The 16214-nt window shown below is 41.8% G+C and carries 16 protein-coding genes; all 16 read left to right on the forward strand.

Going from position 1 to position 16214, the window contains the following annotated elements; genetic code table 11:
• Nucleotides 1-69: 69 nt before the first annotated feature.
• The 16 genes from LGT44_RS13645 to LGT44_RS13720 all read left to right on the forward strand — a co-directional run bounded on the left by LGT44_RS13645 (nucleotide 70) and on the right by LGT44_RS13720 (nucleotide 16109).
• Nucleotides 70-1236, forward strand: coding sequence for a nucleotide sugar dehydrogenase (locus tag LGT44_RS13645; RefSeq protein WP_230330832.1), 1167 nt, complete (start codon nucleotides 70-72; stop codon nucleotides 1234-1236).
• Nucleotides 1237-1244: 8 nt separating this feature from the next.
• Complete coding sequence (locus LGT44_RS13650) at nucleotides 1245-2063, forward strand: acyltransferase (protein WP_230330831.1); 819 nt, start codon at nucleotides 1245-1247, stop codon at nucleotides 2061-2063.
• Entirely contained in the window at nucleotides 2060-3145 is a 1086-nt protein-coding gene (locus LGT44_RS13655) for a DegT/DnrJ/EryC1/StrS family aminotransferase (RefSeq protein ID WP_230330830.1), read from the forward strand. Before LGT44_RS13650 ends, LGT44_RS13655 begins: the two co-directional genes overlap by 4 nt.
• A complete protein-coding gene (locus tag LGT44_RS13660) occupies nucleotides 3138-4262 on the forward strand; it encodes a DegT/DnrJ/EryC1/StrS family aminotransferase (RefSeq protein WP_230330829.1) in 1125 nt (374 codons plus the stop codon). The genes LGT44_RS13655 and LGT44_RS13660 overlap by 8 nt, the downstream gene beginning before the upstream one ends.
• A complete protein-coding gene (locus LGT44_RS13665) occupies nucleotides 4259-5491 on the forward strand; it encodes a lipopolysaccharide biosynthesis protein (RefSeq protein ID WP_230330828.1) in 1233 nt (410 codons plus the stop codon). Before LGT44_RS13660 ends, LGT44_RS13665 begins: the two co-directional genes overlap by 4 nt.
• A complete protein-coding gene (locus LGT44_RS13670) occupies nucleotides 5484-6497 on the forward strand; it encodes a polysaccharide biosynthesis protein (protein ID WP_230330827.1) in 1014 nt (337 codons plus the stop codon). The genes LGT44_RS13665 and LGT44_RS13670 overlap by 8 nt, the downstream gene beginning before the upstream one ends.
• Nucleotides 6498-7631: a glycosyltransferase gene (locus tag LGT44_RS13675; RefSeq protein ID WP_268866476.1), complete on the forward strand. Its 1134-nt coding sequence runs from the start codon at nucleotides 6498-6500 to the stop codon at nucleotides 7629-7631.
• A gap of 20 nt (nucleotides 7632-7651) precedes the next feature.
• Complete coding sequence (locus LGT44_RS13680; RefSeq protein WP_230330825.1) at nucleotides 7652-8551, forward strand: glycosyltransferase family 2 protein; 900 nt, start codon at nucleotides 7652-7654, stop codon at nucleotides 8549-8551.
• The gene (locus LGT44_RS13685; protein ID WP_230330824.1) at nucleotides 8548-9684 is read left to right on the forward strand and encodes an O-antigen ligase family protein; all 1137 of its coding nucleotides are present in this window, start codon (nucleotides 8548-8550) and stop codon (nucleotides 9682-9684) included. Before LGT44_RS13680 ends, LGT44_RS13685 begins: the two co-directional genes overlap by 4 nt.
• 2 nt (nucleotides 9685-9686) lie before the next feature.
• Entirely contained in the window at nucleotides 9687-11609 is a 1923-nt protein-coding gene (gene asnB, locus LGT44_RS13690) for an asparagine synthase (glutamine-hydrolyzing) (RefSeq protein WP_230330823.1), read from the forward strand.
• Nucleotides 11606-12739: a glycosyltransferase family 4 protein gene (locus LGT44_RS13695; protein WP_230330822.1), complete on the forward strand. Its 1134-nt coding sequence runs from the start codon at nucleotides 11606-11608 to the stop codon at nucleotides 12737-12739. The genes asnB and LGT44_RS13695 overlap by 4 nt, the downstream gene beginning before the upstream one ends.
• Nucleotides 12732-13685 (forward strand): UDP-glucose 4-epimerase family protein, encoded by a 954-nt coding sequence (locus LGT44_RS13700; RefSeq protein WP_230330821.1) that lies wholly within the window; start codon nucleotides 12732-12734, stop codon nucleotides 13683-13685. The genes LGT44_RS13695 and LGT44_RS13700 overlap by 8 nt, the downstream gene beginning before the upstream one ends.
• A 1-nt stretch (nucleotide 13686) precedes the next feature.
• Nucleotides 13687-14235 carry a sugar transferase gene (locus tag LGT44_RS13705; RefSeq protein WP_230330820.1) on the forward strand — a complete coding sequence of 183 codons (549 nt, stop codon included), beginning with the start codon at nucleotides 13687-13689 and terminating at the stop codon, nucleotides 14233-14235.
• Nucleotides 14236-14681: 446 nt separating this feature from the next.
• Nucleotides 14682-14867, forward strand: a complete 186-nt coding sequence (locus tag LGT44_RS13710) for an antitoxin VbhA family protein (RefSeq protein WP_230330819.1) — start codon at nucleotides 14682-14684, stop codon at nucleotides 14865-14867.
• Nucleotides 14868-15011: 144 nt separating this feature from the next.
• The gene (locus tag LGT44_RS13715) at nucleotides 15012-15488 is read left to right on the forward strand and encodes a Fic/DOC family protein (RefSeq protein ID WP_230330818.1); all 477 of its coding nucleotides are present in this window, start codon (nucleotides 15012-15014) and stop codon (nucleotides 15486-15488) included.
• 111 nt (nucleotides 15489-15599) lie between these two features.
• Entirely contained in the window at nucleotides 15600-16109 is a 510-nt protein-coding gene (locus LGT44_RS13720; protein ID WP_230330817.1) for an RNA methyltransferase, read from the forward strand.
• The last annotated feature ends 105 nt before the right edge of the window (nucleotides 16110-16214 follow it).

Consider the following 16214-nt stretch of genomic DNA (forward strand, 5'->3'; position numbering starts at 1 on the left):
CGTAGGAGCGGCATTTTGCCGCGATAAATTGCCGGAGCAGCATCTTTGCTGCGACCATGAGGAATCAACATGAAAATCGCCATTGCCGGAACCGGTTACGTCGGTCTTTCCAATGCCATGTTACTGGCACAACACAACGAAGTGGTTGCCGTTGATATTATTGCCGAAAAAGTTGAGATGCTTAACAACAAGCAATCTCCCATAGTCGATGCTGAGATCGAAGATTTTCTGCAGAACAAACAACTCAACTTCCGTGCAACACTGGATAAAGAAGAAGCCTACGCAGGGGCGGAGTTTGTAATAATTGCCACGCCGACCGATTACGACCCTCAAACTAACTACTTTAATACCAAAAGCGTTGAATCGGTTATTAAAGATGTAATGGCGATTAATCCTGATGCAGTTATGGTTGTTAAATCTACAATCCCGGTAGGTTACACCAAGCGCCTCAAAGAAGAATTAGATTGTGAAAATCTGATCTTCTCTCCGGAGTTTCTGCGCGAAGGCAAGGCACTGTACGATAACTTGTACCCGTCACGGATTATTGTTGGTGAGCAAAGCCCGCGTGCGGAAACCTTTGCTAATCTGTTGAAGCAGGGTGCTATTAAACAGGATATTCCAGTACTGTTTACCGACAGTACCGAAGCAGAAGCAGTAAAATTGTTCTCCAATACCTATCTGGCATTGCGGGTTGCTTACTTTAATGAGCTTGACACCTACGCTGAGACGCATGGTCTGGATGCGAAGCAAATCATTCAGGGGGTTGGCTTGGATCCCCGCATTGGTAGTCACTACAACAATCCAAGCTTTGGCTATGGCGGCTACTGTCTGCCAAAAGACACCAAGCAACTACTTGCTAACTTCAATGACGTACCGAATAACATTATCCGTGCGATTGTAGATTCTAATACCACCCGTAAAGACTTTGTTGCCGACTCCATTCTGCGTCGCAACCCGAGCGTAGTTGGCATTTACCGTTTGGTAATGAAAACCGGTTCAGACAACTTCCGCGCCTCTGCTATCCAGGGGGTTATGAAGCGCATTAAAGCGAAGGGAATCGACGTCGTTGTGTATGAACCAGTGTTGGTAGAAGAAGAGTTTTTTCATTCTAGGGTAATCACTGATTTAGATGAATTTAAGAAAGTTACCGATGTTATCGTTGCTAATCGACCTTCAACTGAGTTGGACGATGTCGCGAATAAGGTATACACCCGTGATTTGTTTGGCAGCGACTAGGAATTGTTATGAATCAAAATAATATAAATATTTCTGAGAAGGCCAATGTTTCAAGCTCTGCTATTTTTAGTGTTGAAAGTGGCGCAACATTAGTCATCGGCGATTATGTAACAATAGGAAAAGGCGTTAAAATCATAGTATCGTCAGGTCAGGTTCGCATAGGTGATTGGACAACTATTCACGACTACTCTTTACTACTTTGCGGTGAATATCTAAACATTGGGCAGCATTGCTGGTTCGGTCAAAACTGTGTAATTGATGGGAGTGGGGGCTTGAATATTGGCAATGGTGTTCGTGTCGGCATGTACTCTCAAATCTGGACACATGTTGCGGCTGGAGAGCAAATTGAAGGATGTATTTTGTATGGAAAGAGCCCCTCTCAAATAGATGATGATGCGTGGCTCGTAGGCACTTGTACTGTCGGTTCGGGAGTTAATATTGGAACAAAAACAATCTGTTTAGCACATTCAAATATTACGACAAGTATTCCCAGTAATGTTGTGGTTGCAGGCTCGCCAGCAAGAGTGAAAGAAAAGTTGAACTTTTATCGAAGTATTTCTTCATCGGAAAAGTGGGATATGCTTAAAGACTGGGTCGCCTCTTTTTGTAGTGAATACAATATAGAGTATTCCATAGAAATGGAAAGTATATCGATAGGCAATTCTGCTGTCCTCTTTTTGAACGAAAGCGATTACGATAATTGTGAAGATGGCGTTTGCGCTTTTAGTTTGATTGGAAAAAAGTATAAGAATATAAATTCAGTTGGTGAAAATATAGTTAAGTACCTATCAGGTAATAAAGCTCGTTTTTATAAGGATTTAAAATGATACCATTGATGAAAGTTGCACTGCCGGAAAAAGATATGCTTTTATCAAAATTGGGAGATGTCTTTGATTCTGGTATATTGGCTGAGGGTGATTTAGTATATGAATTTGAAAAGAAATTTCAAAGTTTATATGACTATAATTCCTGCTATGCCATGAGCAGTGGTACTGCCTGCTTACATGCTGCGTTAACTGCTTCGGGCGTTATGAGTGGCGATGAGGTTATAACAACAAGTATGACAGCTGAGCCAACAAATCTTTCTATCTTATATGCAGGTGGTGTTCCTATTTTTGCTGATGTAGATGATGCTGGTAATCTGGCTGCTGAGAGTATAAAAGCAAAGATAACTCCGAAAACAAAAGCTATTGTAGTTGTACACTATGCAGGTTATCCCGTAAATATAACAAGTATTAGGAAAGTTGCTGATGACTACGGTCTGAAGCTAATTGAAGACTGTGCTCATGCGCTGGGGGCTAAATGGGATGGGAAACCTGTGGGGAGCTATGGTGAATATTCAATTTTCTCATTTCAAGCAATAAAGCATATGACAACCATTGATGGTGGTATCCTGGTTGTTAATACGAATGAAAATAGTTCTGAGTACTTCAAAAAGTTTAGATGGTTTGGAATGTTGAAAGGTGCCGATAGAACAACGAACAATATTGAAAGTATCGGCTATAAATATAATATGACAAATGTTTCTGCGGCAATTGGCTTGCTTCAGTTGGATAATATAGAGAATAGAATCGCTAAGCATGTAGAGAATGCAGATATTATAAATTCTACTTTTAATAATAGTGAACTTATTCGGAAGGTCGAGTTTGATTCACGTTCAGAGCCTTCATATTGGCTTTATAGTATTAGAGCTAAGAATGCTCAAGAAGTAATTGAAAGATTGCAAAGAAACGGATTTCAAGCTTCAAAATTACATCGCCCTAATCATCTGCATAAAATATTCAAATCAAGTCAAGTGAGTTTGCCAAGATTGGATTGTTTTTACCAAGAGCTGGTTCATATTCCCTGTGGATGGTGGATGTCTTCTGAGGATGTTGAAAGAATGATCGAGGTTCTAAATTATGGATGATTTAAAATTTAGACTATTTGACTCGAGGATATTTAATGCAGATAGCGATGCTCTTCAATCCATTCTGAATTCAGGAATGCTTGCATCAGGAAGCTATGTCAACAAATTCGAGAAAGGACTTTCTGATCTTACTGGGCTTAGTATTTTGTCAACTGTAGATGTAAGCATGTCTATGCGTATTGCGCTACATTTGTCTGGTGTAGATAGTGATAGCGAAGTAATTTTATCTCCATACAATTGTCTTTCTTCAACGTCTGCAATAGCTAATCTTGGGGCCCAAGTCGTTTGGGCTAACATGGATGGCATATTTTTAGATATTAACGATGTGAGAAGTAAAATAACACATAAAACGAAAGCGATAATATGTTACCACATAGCTGGCTATGTGTATGGTGGTCTAGATGACTTGCGAATACTGTGTGATGAGTTTGGCATTTCATTAATTGAAGATTGTAATAGCGCTTTAGGTTCTTATTATGCAGATGGTAGACATGTTGGATCGATAGGGGATTATGCTGTGTTTTCTTTCTATGCTTCTAGGCAACTAAATGCTGGAGAAGGGGGAGGGATTTTTGTTCGTGATAATAATGAGGCAGTAAGGGCAAAACAGCTAAGGAAGTTTGGCCTCGACTTAGCAATGTTTAAAGATGAATATGGAGAATTTCATAAGGCTTATGATGTGCCAGAAATAGGCTATTCTTCAGTCATGAGTAATATTAATTGTTATTTAGGTAGTGAAAGTCTCAAAGTGCTGGATAGGGGGATTGCTAGAAGGCAGGAGAATGCTGAATTTTTGTATTATGCCTGTCAGTCATTTGATTTTATTACGCCAATTGAATTTGATTTCTGTAGGACAAATAACTGGGTTTTTTTACTTTATACGCCATATAAAACTGATCTGATAAAGTTTTTAAAGAATGCGGGTGTGGGAGCTAATTCTCTTCATCAGAGAAATGATCAGTATTCCGGATTTAAAGCGCTTGAATCTTTGGAGTGTCCTTCATTAGCATTAATTGAAAGTCAAATGATTGCTTTACCTGTTGGAGATTGGATCTCGCGTAAGGATTGCATTGAAATTATTGAAGTGATAAGTAGATTTGAAAAAAATTACTTATGACAACCTCATTTTTAAATATATTAGCTCTTTTGCTAGGTAGGTTCTCGGGAATTCTGGCTGCACTTCTTTTCCTGCCTGTGTATCATGAGATACTAGGCGGTGAAAGTTTTGGTGTCTATGCGATTTTGTTAGGGGTGCAGGCTTTTGGGGTAATGGTTGATGGAGGGCTTGCTACAATAGTTTCTAGGAGCGCGGCAACTGAAGACGACAGCAAGCACTTAACATTAATTAGGGAGTCAATGACTCTCTTATCGAAGTTGTATATTGGAGTATTGTTACTCTCATCGCTAACTCTAATATATTTTCCTGAGTATTATGAATTGGTAATTATAACGATAATGTTGACTTTTTTTATCGTTGCTCAGAATGTGTACATATATTATTTGATTGGCTTGGGGCAAAAGGTTAGGGCCTCTATTGAATTGGCGCTAAGTTCATTTTTGAGGCCCTTTGTTGGTTTGCTTGCATTGAAGTTTATTGGTGCGGATGTAGAAATTGCCTTGTTAGGACACCTGAGTGTGGCAGTTTTTTTTGCTTTCAATGTGAATAGAAATCTTTATCGAAATGTTCTGAATGTTAATCAATTAGATGTCAGAGCAAAATTAATTGGAAATGTTCGCCGCTTAATGTTTACCGGAATTGCTGGTGCGTCGGTTACGCAACTTGATAAAAGTATACTGGGCTTATCTCTAAGTCCAGAAGTTGTGTCGCCTTACTTCTTGGCAATGACTCTCTGCACGCTGCCTGTATCATTATTTGGTGTTGTTTTGCATCAGTATTTTCAGCCCTTAATATCTAGAAGTTTTTCTAAAAAGGACTATCCTGGACTACAAAAAGTTTTGCTTGCTTTTAGTAAGTGCTTGCTCGGAGCTGCTTTTTTGATCGTGGTTGGATATAACTTATTGATCGACTCTTTTTTATTAGTGTGGCTGGGGGATGACACTTTAAATGAAAATGTTAGAAGCTTTTCAGATCTTTTTATCTACGCGAACATTCTTGCAATGCTGTCATTTTTGGGTTTCTCTGTTATGAATGCAGCGGAAGATTATAGGTTTCAATCAGTCGCATCAACCATACTTGCAATTGCCTTTCTGATTTGTCTTTTAGTATTGTCCAGTTATCAATTAGTGATGTGGGTGGGGGCGCTTGTGATTTTTTATCATGCTACTTCCTTTGTATTAACAACCCTTCGAGGGGGTTATTTAATCTGGAGCCAGAAATATGTTTAGTGGGAAAACTTTGATGATCACCGGTGGTACGGGCTCATTTGGTAATACTGTTCTTAAGCGATTCTTGGATACTGATATCGAAAGGATTGTGATTTTTAGCAGGGATGAAAAAAAGCAAGAGGATATGAGAATTCGACTAAATAACTCAAAAGTCGAGTTTTACATCGGAGATGTCAGGGATTACGCAAGTATTAATCGTGCTATGAAGGGGGTTGACTATGTTTTCCATGCTGCTGCTTTAAAACAAGTTCCATCTTGTGAGTTTTTTCCGATGGAAGCGGTGAAAACAAATGTTGATGGGACTGCAAACGTTATAGATGCAGCGTTCGAAAATAATGTATCTAGATTGGTTTTGTTGAGTACTGATAAAGCAGTATATCCAATCAATGCAATGGGGATTTCAAAAGCGATGGCTGAGAAAGTACTAATTGCAAAATCTAGAGCTGCTCGAAAAGGTAATACAGTTGTTTGTGCTACTCGTTATGGAAATGTAATGGCGTCAAGAGGCTCTGTAATCCCTTTGTTTGTAGATAAGCTATTGGCGGGCCAGGCCCTAACCATAACAGATCCTAAAATGACACGTTTCTTAATGTCCTTGGAAGAGTCTGTTGATTTGGTCTTGCATGCGTTCGAGCATGGTAAGCAAGGAGACATATTTGTCCAGAAAGCTCCAGCTTGCTCTGTTGGAGTTCTTGCTGAAGCTATAGGTCAGGTATTTAATACTCAACCGACAGTTAAGATTATCGGCACAAGGCATGGGGAAAAACTATACGAGACTCTGGTTGCTAGAGAAGAATTGGCCAAGGCTGAGGATATGGGAAGATATTATCGGATCCCTGCAGATAATAGAGATTTAAATTACGACAAGTTTATTCTCGAGGGAAAACCAGAACTAAATGCAATAGATGATTATACTTCGCATAATACTCAGCAACTTGATGTAAATGAAGTAGTAGATGTTTTGCAATCACTTGATTATATCAAAAATATTCTTGGAGATTCTTGAATGTTACTGCTCTCGATAATTATCCCTACTCATGAAAGGCAACGCTATGCCATGGGGGCCATTGATGCGTTAGAAAGTTTATCTAAGAGGGATGAAGTTGAGGTCATTGTATCAGATAGCAGTTTGAGGTCGGGCCTAAAGGAGTATGTATCTGATAAAGGGTTGAGTGATAGTGAAATTAAAGTTTTAAGGCCTGTTGGACTAGTTTCAAACGCAGTGGAAAACTTCAATTATGCAATTTCTCATTCCGAAGGAAATTACATACTTATCATTGGTGACGACGATACTGTCTTACCCTCTGTGCTTCCAATTGTTGAATATATGCAGAAAGAGAATGTAGATGTCGCAAAGTTCTCGTTTCCTTGCGAATACTTCTGGGATGATTGTTATGAAAAGGACGATCATTTTAACTCTACTGTTCGAGAGTTGGAGTGTACGGGGAAAATTACTCCTTTGAATACTATAGAGGTATTAGAGGATGCAATGGATAATCTTGGGCATGGGTTGGGAGAGATGCCTAGGTCATATCTTGGAATTATTAGTAGGGGGATCTACCAAAGAATCGTCAATAAATACGGTGAGTTATTTGGTGGTGTTAGTCCAGATATATATAGTTCAGTTTTGCTTTGTGTAGAGTCTAAAAATGCAATATATGTTGACAGGAATATTATCGTGCCTGGTTCATGTGGGCCAAGTACGTCAGGAAAGAGCGTGAATAAGAAACATGTTGGTAAATTAAGGGATAACGGACATATATCCGCTTTTAAAAATTTGAAGTGGTCTCCTATGATTCCAGAGTTTTATTCAACACATACTGTTTGGGCCTACTCTCTTGAAGAGGCCTTACGGATTTCCAAGTATGGGAAAGGTCCCAACTACTGGAGGCTTTATATTAAATGCCTATATACTTATCCGGAATACTCAGGAAAAGTATTTCACTCCATTTTTAACTCCATAAAAATGAATGGCGTTTTAAGATCATCTTATAGTTTTGGCTGTGCATTGTTTAACGAATTTCGATGGGTAGTTTCACGAGTTTATTCCAGATTCTTTTCTTCTAGCGGCGTGAGTATAAGTAAAGTTGAGAGTTTAAAGGCGGTGCATGCCAAATATGACAGTGATAATGGTTCTTAATTGTATGTGGAGAGAGTTAGGTGAAAGTGTCTGTTGTTGTTCCTTTGTATAATAAGGGCTCTACAGTTAAGGCTGCGATTGATTCCATCATAATGCAAGATCCTTCTGTAAGAGAGATAGTTGTTGTTGATGATGGATCGACAGATTCCAGCCTAACGGTTGTAAGAAATATCAAAACAAGTATACCAATCAAAATTATTGAGCAGGAAAATAGCGGAGTGTCTGTTGCCCGCAATGTAGGAGTTGACAACTCAGAGTGTGATTATGTTTGCTTTTTAGATGCGGATGATTCATGGAAGCAGGGTGTTGTAAAAGAGTTTATGCAATTGATCGAGTGTTTTAAGGGACGAGCACTGTACTCGATTAGATATAGTGAGTTGTATCGTGGAAGAGAAATGTTGAAAGGAGATTCAACTGGTTTTATTGAGTCTGAAGATATCGGGCAGTTGTATTTGCAAGCGAAGAATTTGCTGTGCTCTTCTTCGGTTTGCGTCTATAAGCCCGCTTTTAAGAAAATAGGAGGGTTTCCTGAAGGAGTTGTGGTTGGAGAAGATATATATACTTGGGTAAAGTTGGCGAGAGAAGGAGGGGTTTGTTCATCTAAAAAAAACCTTGTTCTTGTGAATAAAGATGCTGACAATAGATCGATAGGCGCTCTTGAGAGCTACATTCCATATCATATAAAGAAGTATTTCGAAGGAGATGTTTCAAGGACTCCTTTTCTCGATAGGTATATGTTAAAAAGTGTGTTTCTTTATATGATGTTTCTTTGTATGGGAGGAGCTAGAAATCAAGCGTTCAAGTATATTAAATTGGTTTTTAAAATGCGTCCGCTTTGGGCTGCACTGTTTTCTATTATATTATTGATCCCAAGCCCTATTTTTGTGATTTTGCAAAGGTTAAGGGATAGATTACGTTGATTATATCTATTTTTTTTGCTGCTTTGTTTCTCCCAGGTCACTTGGGGGACTGGTGGTTGGAAAGGTTTTTCATCATTGGAATCAGCCTTTTAGGTTATATGTATTTACTGGTTTCTAAGGATAAGATTTTAAAGAAAACCACTTTAGTTTTGGTATTTTTGGTATCATTTTCATCAATTCTATCTGTCGTTTGTTCACCATATTTTGAGGTTATGACGCCGACTAGTTTAATGGAGCTTATTAGGCCATTTCTTCTATTTGGCTTGTTTTTCTGGGTGGGGCTAAATGAAAAAATTAGGCGCCCTGTTAATATTAGTATTGTAAGTGTAGTTTTATTGGGCTGGGTGTTTTTAACATATTTAGGCTATAAATATGATATTCCGTTAATCTCGGACGTTCTAAAGTTTTTGTATGGTGAGACAAAGACTGTAGTTGAAGGGAGTTGGGTTAGGGTGTCATCGCCTTTTGAGAACCCTAATTTCTTAGCGTTTTTTCTCGTATTACTATTTGTTGTTCAAGTTTCATACATTAAGTCTTCGATCTTAGGTGTTGTTTTTACCGTATTTTATATGGTGGCTATATATATGACTGGTTCTAGAACTGGGTGGGGAGCATTTTTAATAGTTGGTTTTTTGATTGCGTCTTATAATATATATGCAGTAACTTTTATGTTGGCTAGCATCTTGGCAGTTTTTTTGGCGATTCATTTTACTCAATATTACACGGGTATGGTAAGAGTAGATATGGCTTTTGATGTGATTCGCTATGGCTTAATAGAAGATCAAAATTTTTACGGGCGCCTAGTGCAGTTTCAGCATGCTCTTCATCAGTTATCTGATAGTCCGCTTTTAGGAGTTGGGCCATTTAAAGGATCGCAAGAGTTTTCGATAGTTGATAATCAATACTTTAGCTACCTTCTAAAATGGGGAGTGGTGGGTACTTTACTTTACTTCTTTTTAATATATAGATTTTTTAAAGAGGTTGCTTGTGAGAGGTTTAACAGGTTTCAGATGATTTTTATTGTTATCATGGCTATTATGTTAATGTCAGGAGCATTTTTAGATAATTACAGGTTGTTTGTATTGTCAATTTTCATGTTCGCATTTTTGAATGAAAAGAAGGGAGGTGTGTAGCTTTGTGTGGAATAGTTGGAGCGCTCGGGGAATGGAGTACCATTGATATTGCGCTTGGCCGAATCTCAAACAGGGGACCTGATAGTCAAGGAATTTGGAAATGTGGAAGGGGCAAAGTGGTGTTGGGGCATGCCCGTTTAGCGATCCAGGATTTGACGCCCTCGGGTACCCAGCCTATGACGTCATTCTGTGGTAGGTATGTAATTGTTTTTAATGGAGAAATCTATAACCATGTAACTTTGCGGACTATGCTAAAAAATATTGGTATAGAATGGAAAGGGACATCTGATACTGAGACATTAGTAAATTGTATATCTGCATGGGGAATTCAAAAGACGCTTGAGCACCTTAAGGGTATGTACGCTTTTGCCGTTTGGGATATTAATGAAGAGCAACTCACTCTAGCGAGAGATCGTATGGGTGAAAAACCTTTATACTGGGGTTGGGCTGGAAAAACTTTCTTATTTGGATCCGAACTTAAAGCTTTAAGATCTTACCCGAAATATCAACCTCAAATTAACCAAGAAGCTTTAGCGCTATATTTAAAGTATTCGTATGTACCATCCCCTTACAGCATATACGAAGGCATCCAAAAATTACCTGCTGGTAGTTATGTAACGATATCTAAAAATCAAAAGAATATCGATGAAGTTGACGTTAGATCATATTGGAGTCTTGAGGCCGCTGCTCAGAATGGGATTGACAACCTTTTTGAAGGTAGTCCGTTAGATGCTGTTAATGCAGTAGAGTCTCAATTAATGAGTAGTATTAAAGGTCAGCTGCTTTCTGATGTTCCACTCGGCGCATTTCTAAGTGGCGGGATAGACAGCTCAACAGTGGTTGCGCTGATGCAAGAGCTTTCAAGTAAACCTGTAAGTACATATACCATCGGTTTTGAAGAAAAAGGATATAATGAAGCTCACCATGCAAAAGCAGTATCTAAGCATTTAGGAACGGATCATACCGAGCTGTACTTAAACGCTAATGATGCGTTAGCAATTATCCCTAGCCTACCAGAGATCTACTGTGAACCATTTGCAGATAGCTCTCAGATCCCCACGTATCTAGTTAGTAAATTGGCTAAATCAGATTTAACGGTAGCCTTAAGTGGGGATGGAGGTGATGAACTTTTTTGCGGCTACAATCGTTACCTCGCTGCAATGAATGTTTGGAAACCCATGCAGAAAACTCCTCTATTCTTAAGACAGTTTATATCTTTTACAGCAAAATCGTTACCAGCTTCTCGGTGGAATCAATTGTTTGACACGTTGAGGCCAGTACTTCCAGAACGCTTAAAAGTATCGATGGCCGGAGAAAAGATTTATAAATTTTCTGATGTACTCTCTTTAGACTCAGGAGAAGGTTTTTATTCTAGTTTAACCAGTTGTTGGAATAATCCCGCGGATATTGTTATTAATTTATCAAGATCATTTAATCCGATTAGTTCATGGCATGATTTAGATTGTGTCGAGAATTCAATGATGTTAACAGACCAGAAAACTTATTTGTCAGATGATATTCTCGTTAAAGTCGATAGGGCTGCAATGGCTAATAGTTTAGAAACCAGAGTGCCAATGTTGGATCATCAGATGGTCGAGTTAGCTTGGAGGATGCCGGTCGAGTACAAGGTAAGAGATGGCAAAGGGAAATGGTTGCTGAGGGAGATATTATACAAGAGGGTACCTCGTGAGATAATGGAACGCCCAAAAGCAGGATTTAGTTTACCTCTGGATAGTTGGCTTAGAGGCCCTCTAAGGGAGTGGGCTGAAGAACTTCTATCTGTTTCACGCCTCGAAGCCGACGGTTATTTTTATCATGAACCAATCAGAAATGCTTGGGCTGATCATCTTTCCGGTAAAGCTAATAACCAAGGATTGTTGTGGAATATTCTGATGTTCCAGGCATGGTTGGATAATAATAGATGAATAAAATTGTATATGTGGTTAATACCTTAGAGTTCTTTAACTCACATCGCCTGCCACTTGCTATTGAAGCAGGTAAAAAAGGTTGTGAAGTTCATGTTGTGGCCAATATTAGTTCTGAAGATCTAATATCAGAAAATGGACTGACTTATCATCATTTAGCTTTTTCCCGGAGTGGTCAAAACCCTTTTTATGAATTTATTATACTCTATCGACTTTTAATGTTGTTGCTTAAAATTCGTCCTGATTTATTGCATTTGGTGACTATCAAGCCAGTGTTATATGGTGGGATTGTGGGACGGTTGATAAGAGTCAAATCTGTTGTCGCTGCAATTTCTGGTTTAGGTTCCGTTTTTTCAGCCTCCAATTGGGCAGATTTGGTTCGATTGTGGTTGGTTAAAGCATTATATCGAACTGCTTTAAACCATAAGAACCTGACGGTCATATTTCAAAATGAAGACGATAAAAGAAAGCTACTATCGGCCAAAGCAGTAAAGGAAAGTAAAGCTCGTTTAATTCGTGGCTCTGGGGTCTCCCTAAAGGAATATGATTTTACTGTAGAGCCTAGAGCGGAGTCAGTTGTTACTGTTTCGATGGCTGCTAGGTTACTTAAAGAAAAAGGTGTCTGTGAATTTGTTGATGCAGCACGGTTGTTAAAGCAACGAAACGTAGCTGTAAGTATGCAGTTAATTGGCTCTCCAGACCCAGGTAATCCTTCAAGCATAACAGAGGAGGATATACGTTTATGGGAGGAGGAAGGTCTCGTTACATTTTTGGGGTATCGAAAAGATATTGCAGAGCTATACTCAAGGTCTCATATTGTGTGTCTTCCTTCCTATTATGGTGAGGGGTTGCCAAAAAGTCTTGTAGAGGCAGCAGCTTGCGGCAGGGCTATTATAACCACTGATATGCCAGGCTGTAGGGATGCCATTATACCCGGTAAGACAGGTGTACTGGTGCCCGCAAAAGATAGTGTTGCTTTAGCCAATGCCATTCAATATTTGGTCGAGAACCCAGATCAGCGTACACAGATGGGAAAGGCTGGCAGGAAGCTGGCAGAAGAGGAATTTACCATTGAGCATGTTGTCGAACGACACATGGAGATCTATCAGGAGTTAATGTCTCGTGGCTAAGATAGCACTCACTGGTGCCTCCGGGTTTGTTGGTATGGCGGTAGTCAAGCAATTGATGGCAACGAAACACCAACTGACCCCCTTGGTAAGGACTATTACTAAGAGTTCTCCATCGAATTCTATCGGGGTGGGCAACTTAGACGAAAATACAAGCTACAGCCAAGTATTAGACGAAGTTAATGTCGTCATTCACTCTGCCGCTCGTGCACACATCATGAAAGACGAAGTAGCAGACCCATTGGCGGAATACCGTAAGGTAAACGTAGAAGGCACGCTGAACTTTGCTAAGCAGGCCGTTGCTGCGGGGGTTAAGCGGTTTGTTTACATCAGCTCTATTAAGGTTAACGGCGAAAGCACAGCCGGACTATCCGCCTTTACTGAGGCTGATGGTGCCAAACCGGAAGATCCTTACGGTGTTTCTAAGTACGAAGCCGAAGAAGGACTGCGCTTGCTGGCGCAGGAAACCGGCTTAGAGGTGGTGATTATCCGCCCGCCGCTGGTGTATGGGCCGGGTGTTAAGGCCAACTTTTTGAGCTTGGTTAAGTTGTCGGTTACTAAGTTGCCTTTACCGTTCGGTGCTGTGAATAACAAGCGCAGCATGGTGTATGTGGGTAATTTGGTGGATTTGATTGTGCGCTGTATCGATCATCCGGCGGCTGCGAATGAAACGTTTTTGGTGTCTGACGGTGAAGATGTTTCACTTCGTAATCTGGTTACTTATATTCGCTTGTGCCTGGGCCGTTCGCCGCGTTTGCTGCCGGTGCCGGTGTGGTTGTTTAAGTTGGCGGGTGCGGTTACTGGTAAGAAGGGGGTGGTAGACCGCTTAGTGGGTGATTTACAGGTGGATTCCTCCAAGGCCCGTACGTTGCTGGAATGGGAGCCGCCGTTTACGGTAAGCCAGGGTATTGAAGCGACCGTGGCCGATTTTATGAATAAGGAACAATGACGTGTTACGCATTTTTGACTTTACCTTTGCCCTATTGGGGCTGGTGTTTGGTTTTCCGGTGTTGTTGGTTATTTATGTGCTGGGGTTGTTTGATACCGGTTCGCCGTTGTTTTGGCAGGAGCGGGTAGGGCGGAATAAAAAGCCGTTTACTCTGGTTAAGTTCCGCACCATGAAAGTGGATACCGCGTCGGTGGCCAGCCATCTGGCCTCTACGGCGTCTATTACCCGTATGGGTGGTTTTTTGCGTAAAACCAAGCTGGATGAGCTGCCGCAGTTGTGGAATGTGCTGAAGGGTGAAATGAGTTTGGTTGGCCCGCGCCCGAATTTGTTTAATCAGGATGAGTTAATTGCTGAGCGCGATGCGCTGGGTGTGTATAAGGTTCGGCCGGGTATTACCGGGCTGGCGCAGGTGAATGAGATTGATATGTCTACGCCGAAATTGTTGGCGGAGACCGATGCGAAGATGATTGCCGAGATGTCGGTGGGGAACTATTTCCGGTTTATTTTGCAGACGGTTACCGGGAAAGGGGCGGGCGACAGGGTTCGCTAGTCGCTTGATGCTCGCTGCGCTCACTGCCGTTGGGCGTTAAGGGTTGAGCGTTCTGCGTGCTCGGGGTGTAGGAGTGACATTTTTGTCACGATTCGGGCCGGTAGGGCCGTTTATATTGGCCCGCCGTTGGCGGGCATCGCGGCAGGAATGCCGCTCCTACGGTTTTATCGCGGCAGAAATGCCGCTCCTACATTGCTCGCTGAACCCTTAACGCCGAACTTTGAACGGCTAATCGATTGGGCCGGCAAACCCCGTAGCGGCTGTGTAGGAGTGACATTTTTGTCACGATTCGGGCCGGTAGGCCCGTTTATGCTGCGTTGAGGGTTCATTGGCCCGCCGTTGGCGGGCATCGCGGCAGAAATGCCGCTCTTCAGCGGGCTGAACACCTTGCTCTTGTTCTGCCCATAGGGCTATGATTTCCAGCAGAGAAAGATGAGGGCAGCATCATGAGTCATTCCAACGCAGAACTATTGGCTTTTAAAGTCAGGCAAGCCGTAGGTTCTATGGCTATTGAAGGTGTTCAGGTGTCGCGCCAGGCTGAGGCCAATATGCTTAAGGTTGCTTCCGGCCGGGTATCCGGTAAAAGCCTTCGCCAGCAATTGGTGGAAAAATACACCCGACCGGCCAGTTAACTCAGCTATGGATGGTTATGAAAATTACGATCTTCAGGAAGAAGATCCCTACCTTATCGAAGGTTCTCCTGTCTTAAAAACTCCCTTGGCATTACAAATACGGCAGAGCTGAATGAAGCAGAGGCGGCTATTAGTGCTGCTGTAATGGCTGAATTGATCGCCAGCCCGGTTGGCCCAACGTTTGATTCCGAGCATTTATGCAGTATTCATAACCGGCTGTTTGGTGATGTTTACCCGTGGGCGGGCCAGTTTCGGTGTACGGAAATTTCCAAGGGTGGAATGTTGTTTTTGCCCTATGCGGCAATTCATCGGATGATCTGCGATGTGTTTTCTGAACTGCATGCTGAGGGGCTGCTACAGGGACTGTCGAAGGAAGCATTTGCTTACCGGGCTGCTTACTATTTGGGGCGCATTAACATGATTCACCCGTTTCGTGAGGGGAATGGACGCACTCAACGAATTCTGATTGACCAGTTGGCCGAATTATCGGGTTATGCGTTTGAATGGAGTGCTGTTTCCGGCGAGCAAATGGCGATTGCTTGCATCGCTGCCCGGCAAAGGCTGCCGGATTTCTCCCGGCATGAGCGACTGTTGGCTTTGCATACTGTGGATTTGCCTTGATTGGCCCGCCGTTGGCGGGCATCACGGCAGAAATTCCGCTTTTTTAAACCCGCTTTGGCGGGTTTTGTATTTTCAATACCTTCATAAATACAGGATTCTTACAAAGAGCTTATGGTTTATCTTGGTTTAGAAAACCCCAAAGATGCCGGTAACGTCGGTTCGGTTTTACGGGCGCTGGGGTGTTATCAGGCTGATGGTATCTTCTACACCGGCAGCCGTTATGACCGTGCCTTAAAGCACAGTACCGATACGCGTAACGTGGCAGAAAAAGCGCAGATGTCTCATGTCGGGAGTCTGCTTCTGGTTAAAGAGCAATTGCCGGATGATACCCGCCTGATTTGTGTGGAGCTGGTTGTCGGTGCAACGCCGCTGCCGGAGTTTGAGCATCCCGAGCATGCGCTTTATGTATTTGGTCCTGAAGATGGCAGTATCCCGCAGGATATTGTCAATGCTGCCGATGAGGTGGTTTATATTCCTACGGTCGGTTGTATGAATCTGGCGGCAACGGTTAATGTTGTGCTGTATGACCGTCTGGCAAAGCTTGGCCCGGCAAATGACATTAAATCAGGGGATGAGCTGATAAAAAGCAGTCGGGATAACCGGAACAGGTTAAGGCGTTAATTAGTCAGAAGTCGGAAGTCGGAAGTCGGAAGTCGGAAGTCGGAAGTCGGAAGTCGGAAGTCGGAAGTCGGAAGTCGGAAGTCGGAAGTCGGAAGTCGGAAGTCG

The sequence above is a fragment of the Thalassolituus alkanivorans genome (genome assembly GCF_020447205.1).
In the GTDB taxonomy this organism is placed as follows: Bacteria; Pseudomonadota; Gammaproteobacteria; order Pseudomonadales; family Oceanobacteraceae; genus Venatoribacter; species Venatoribacter alkanivorans.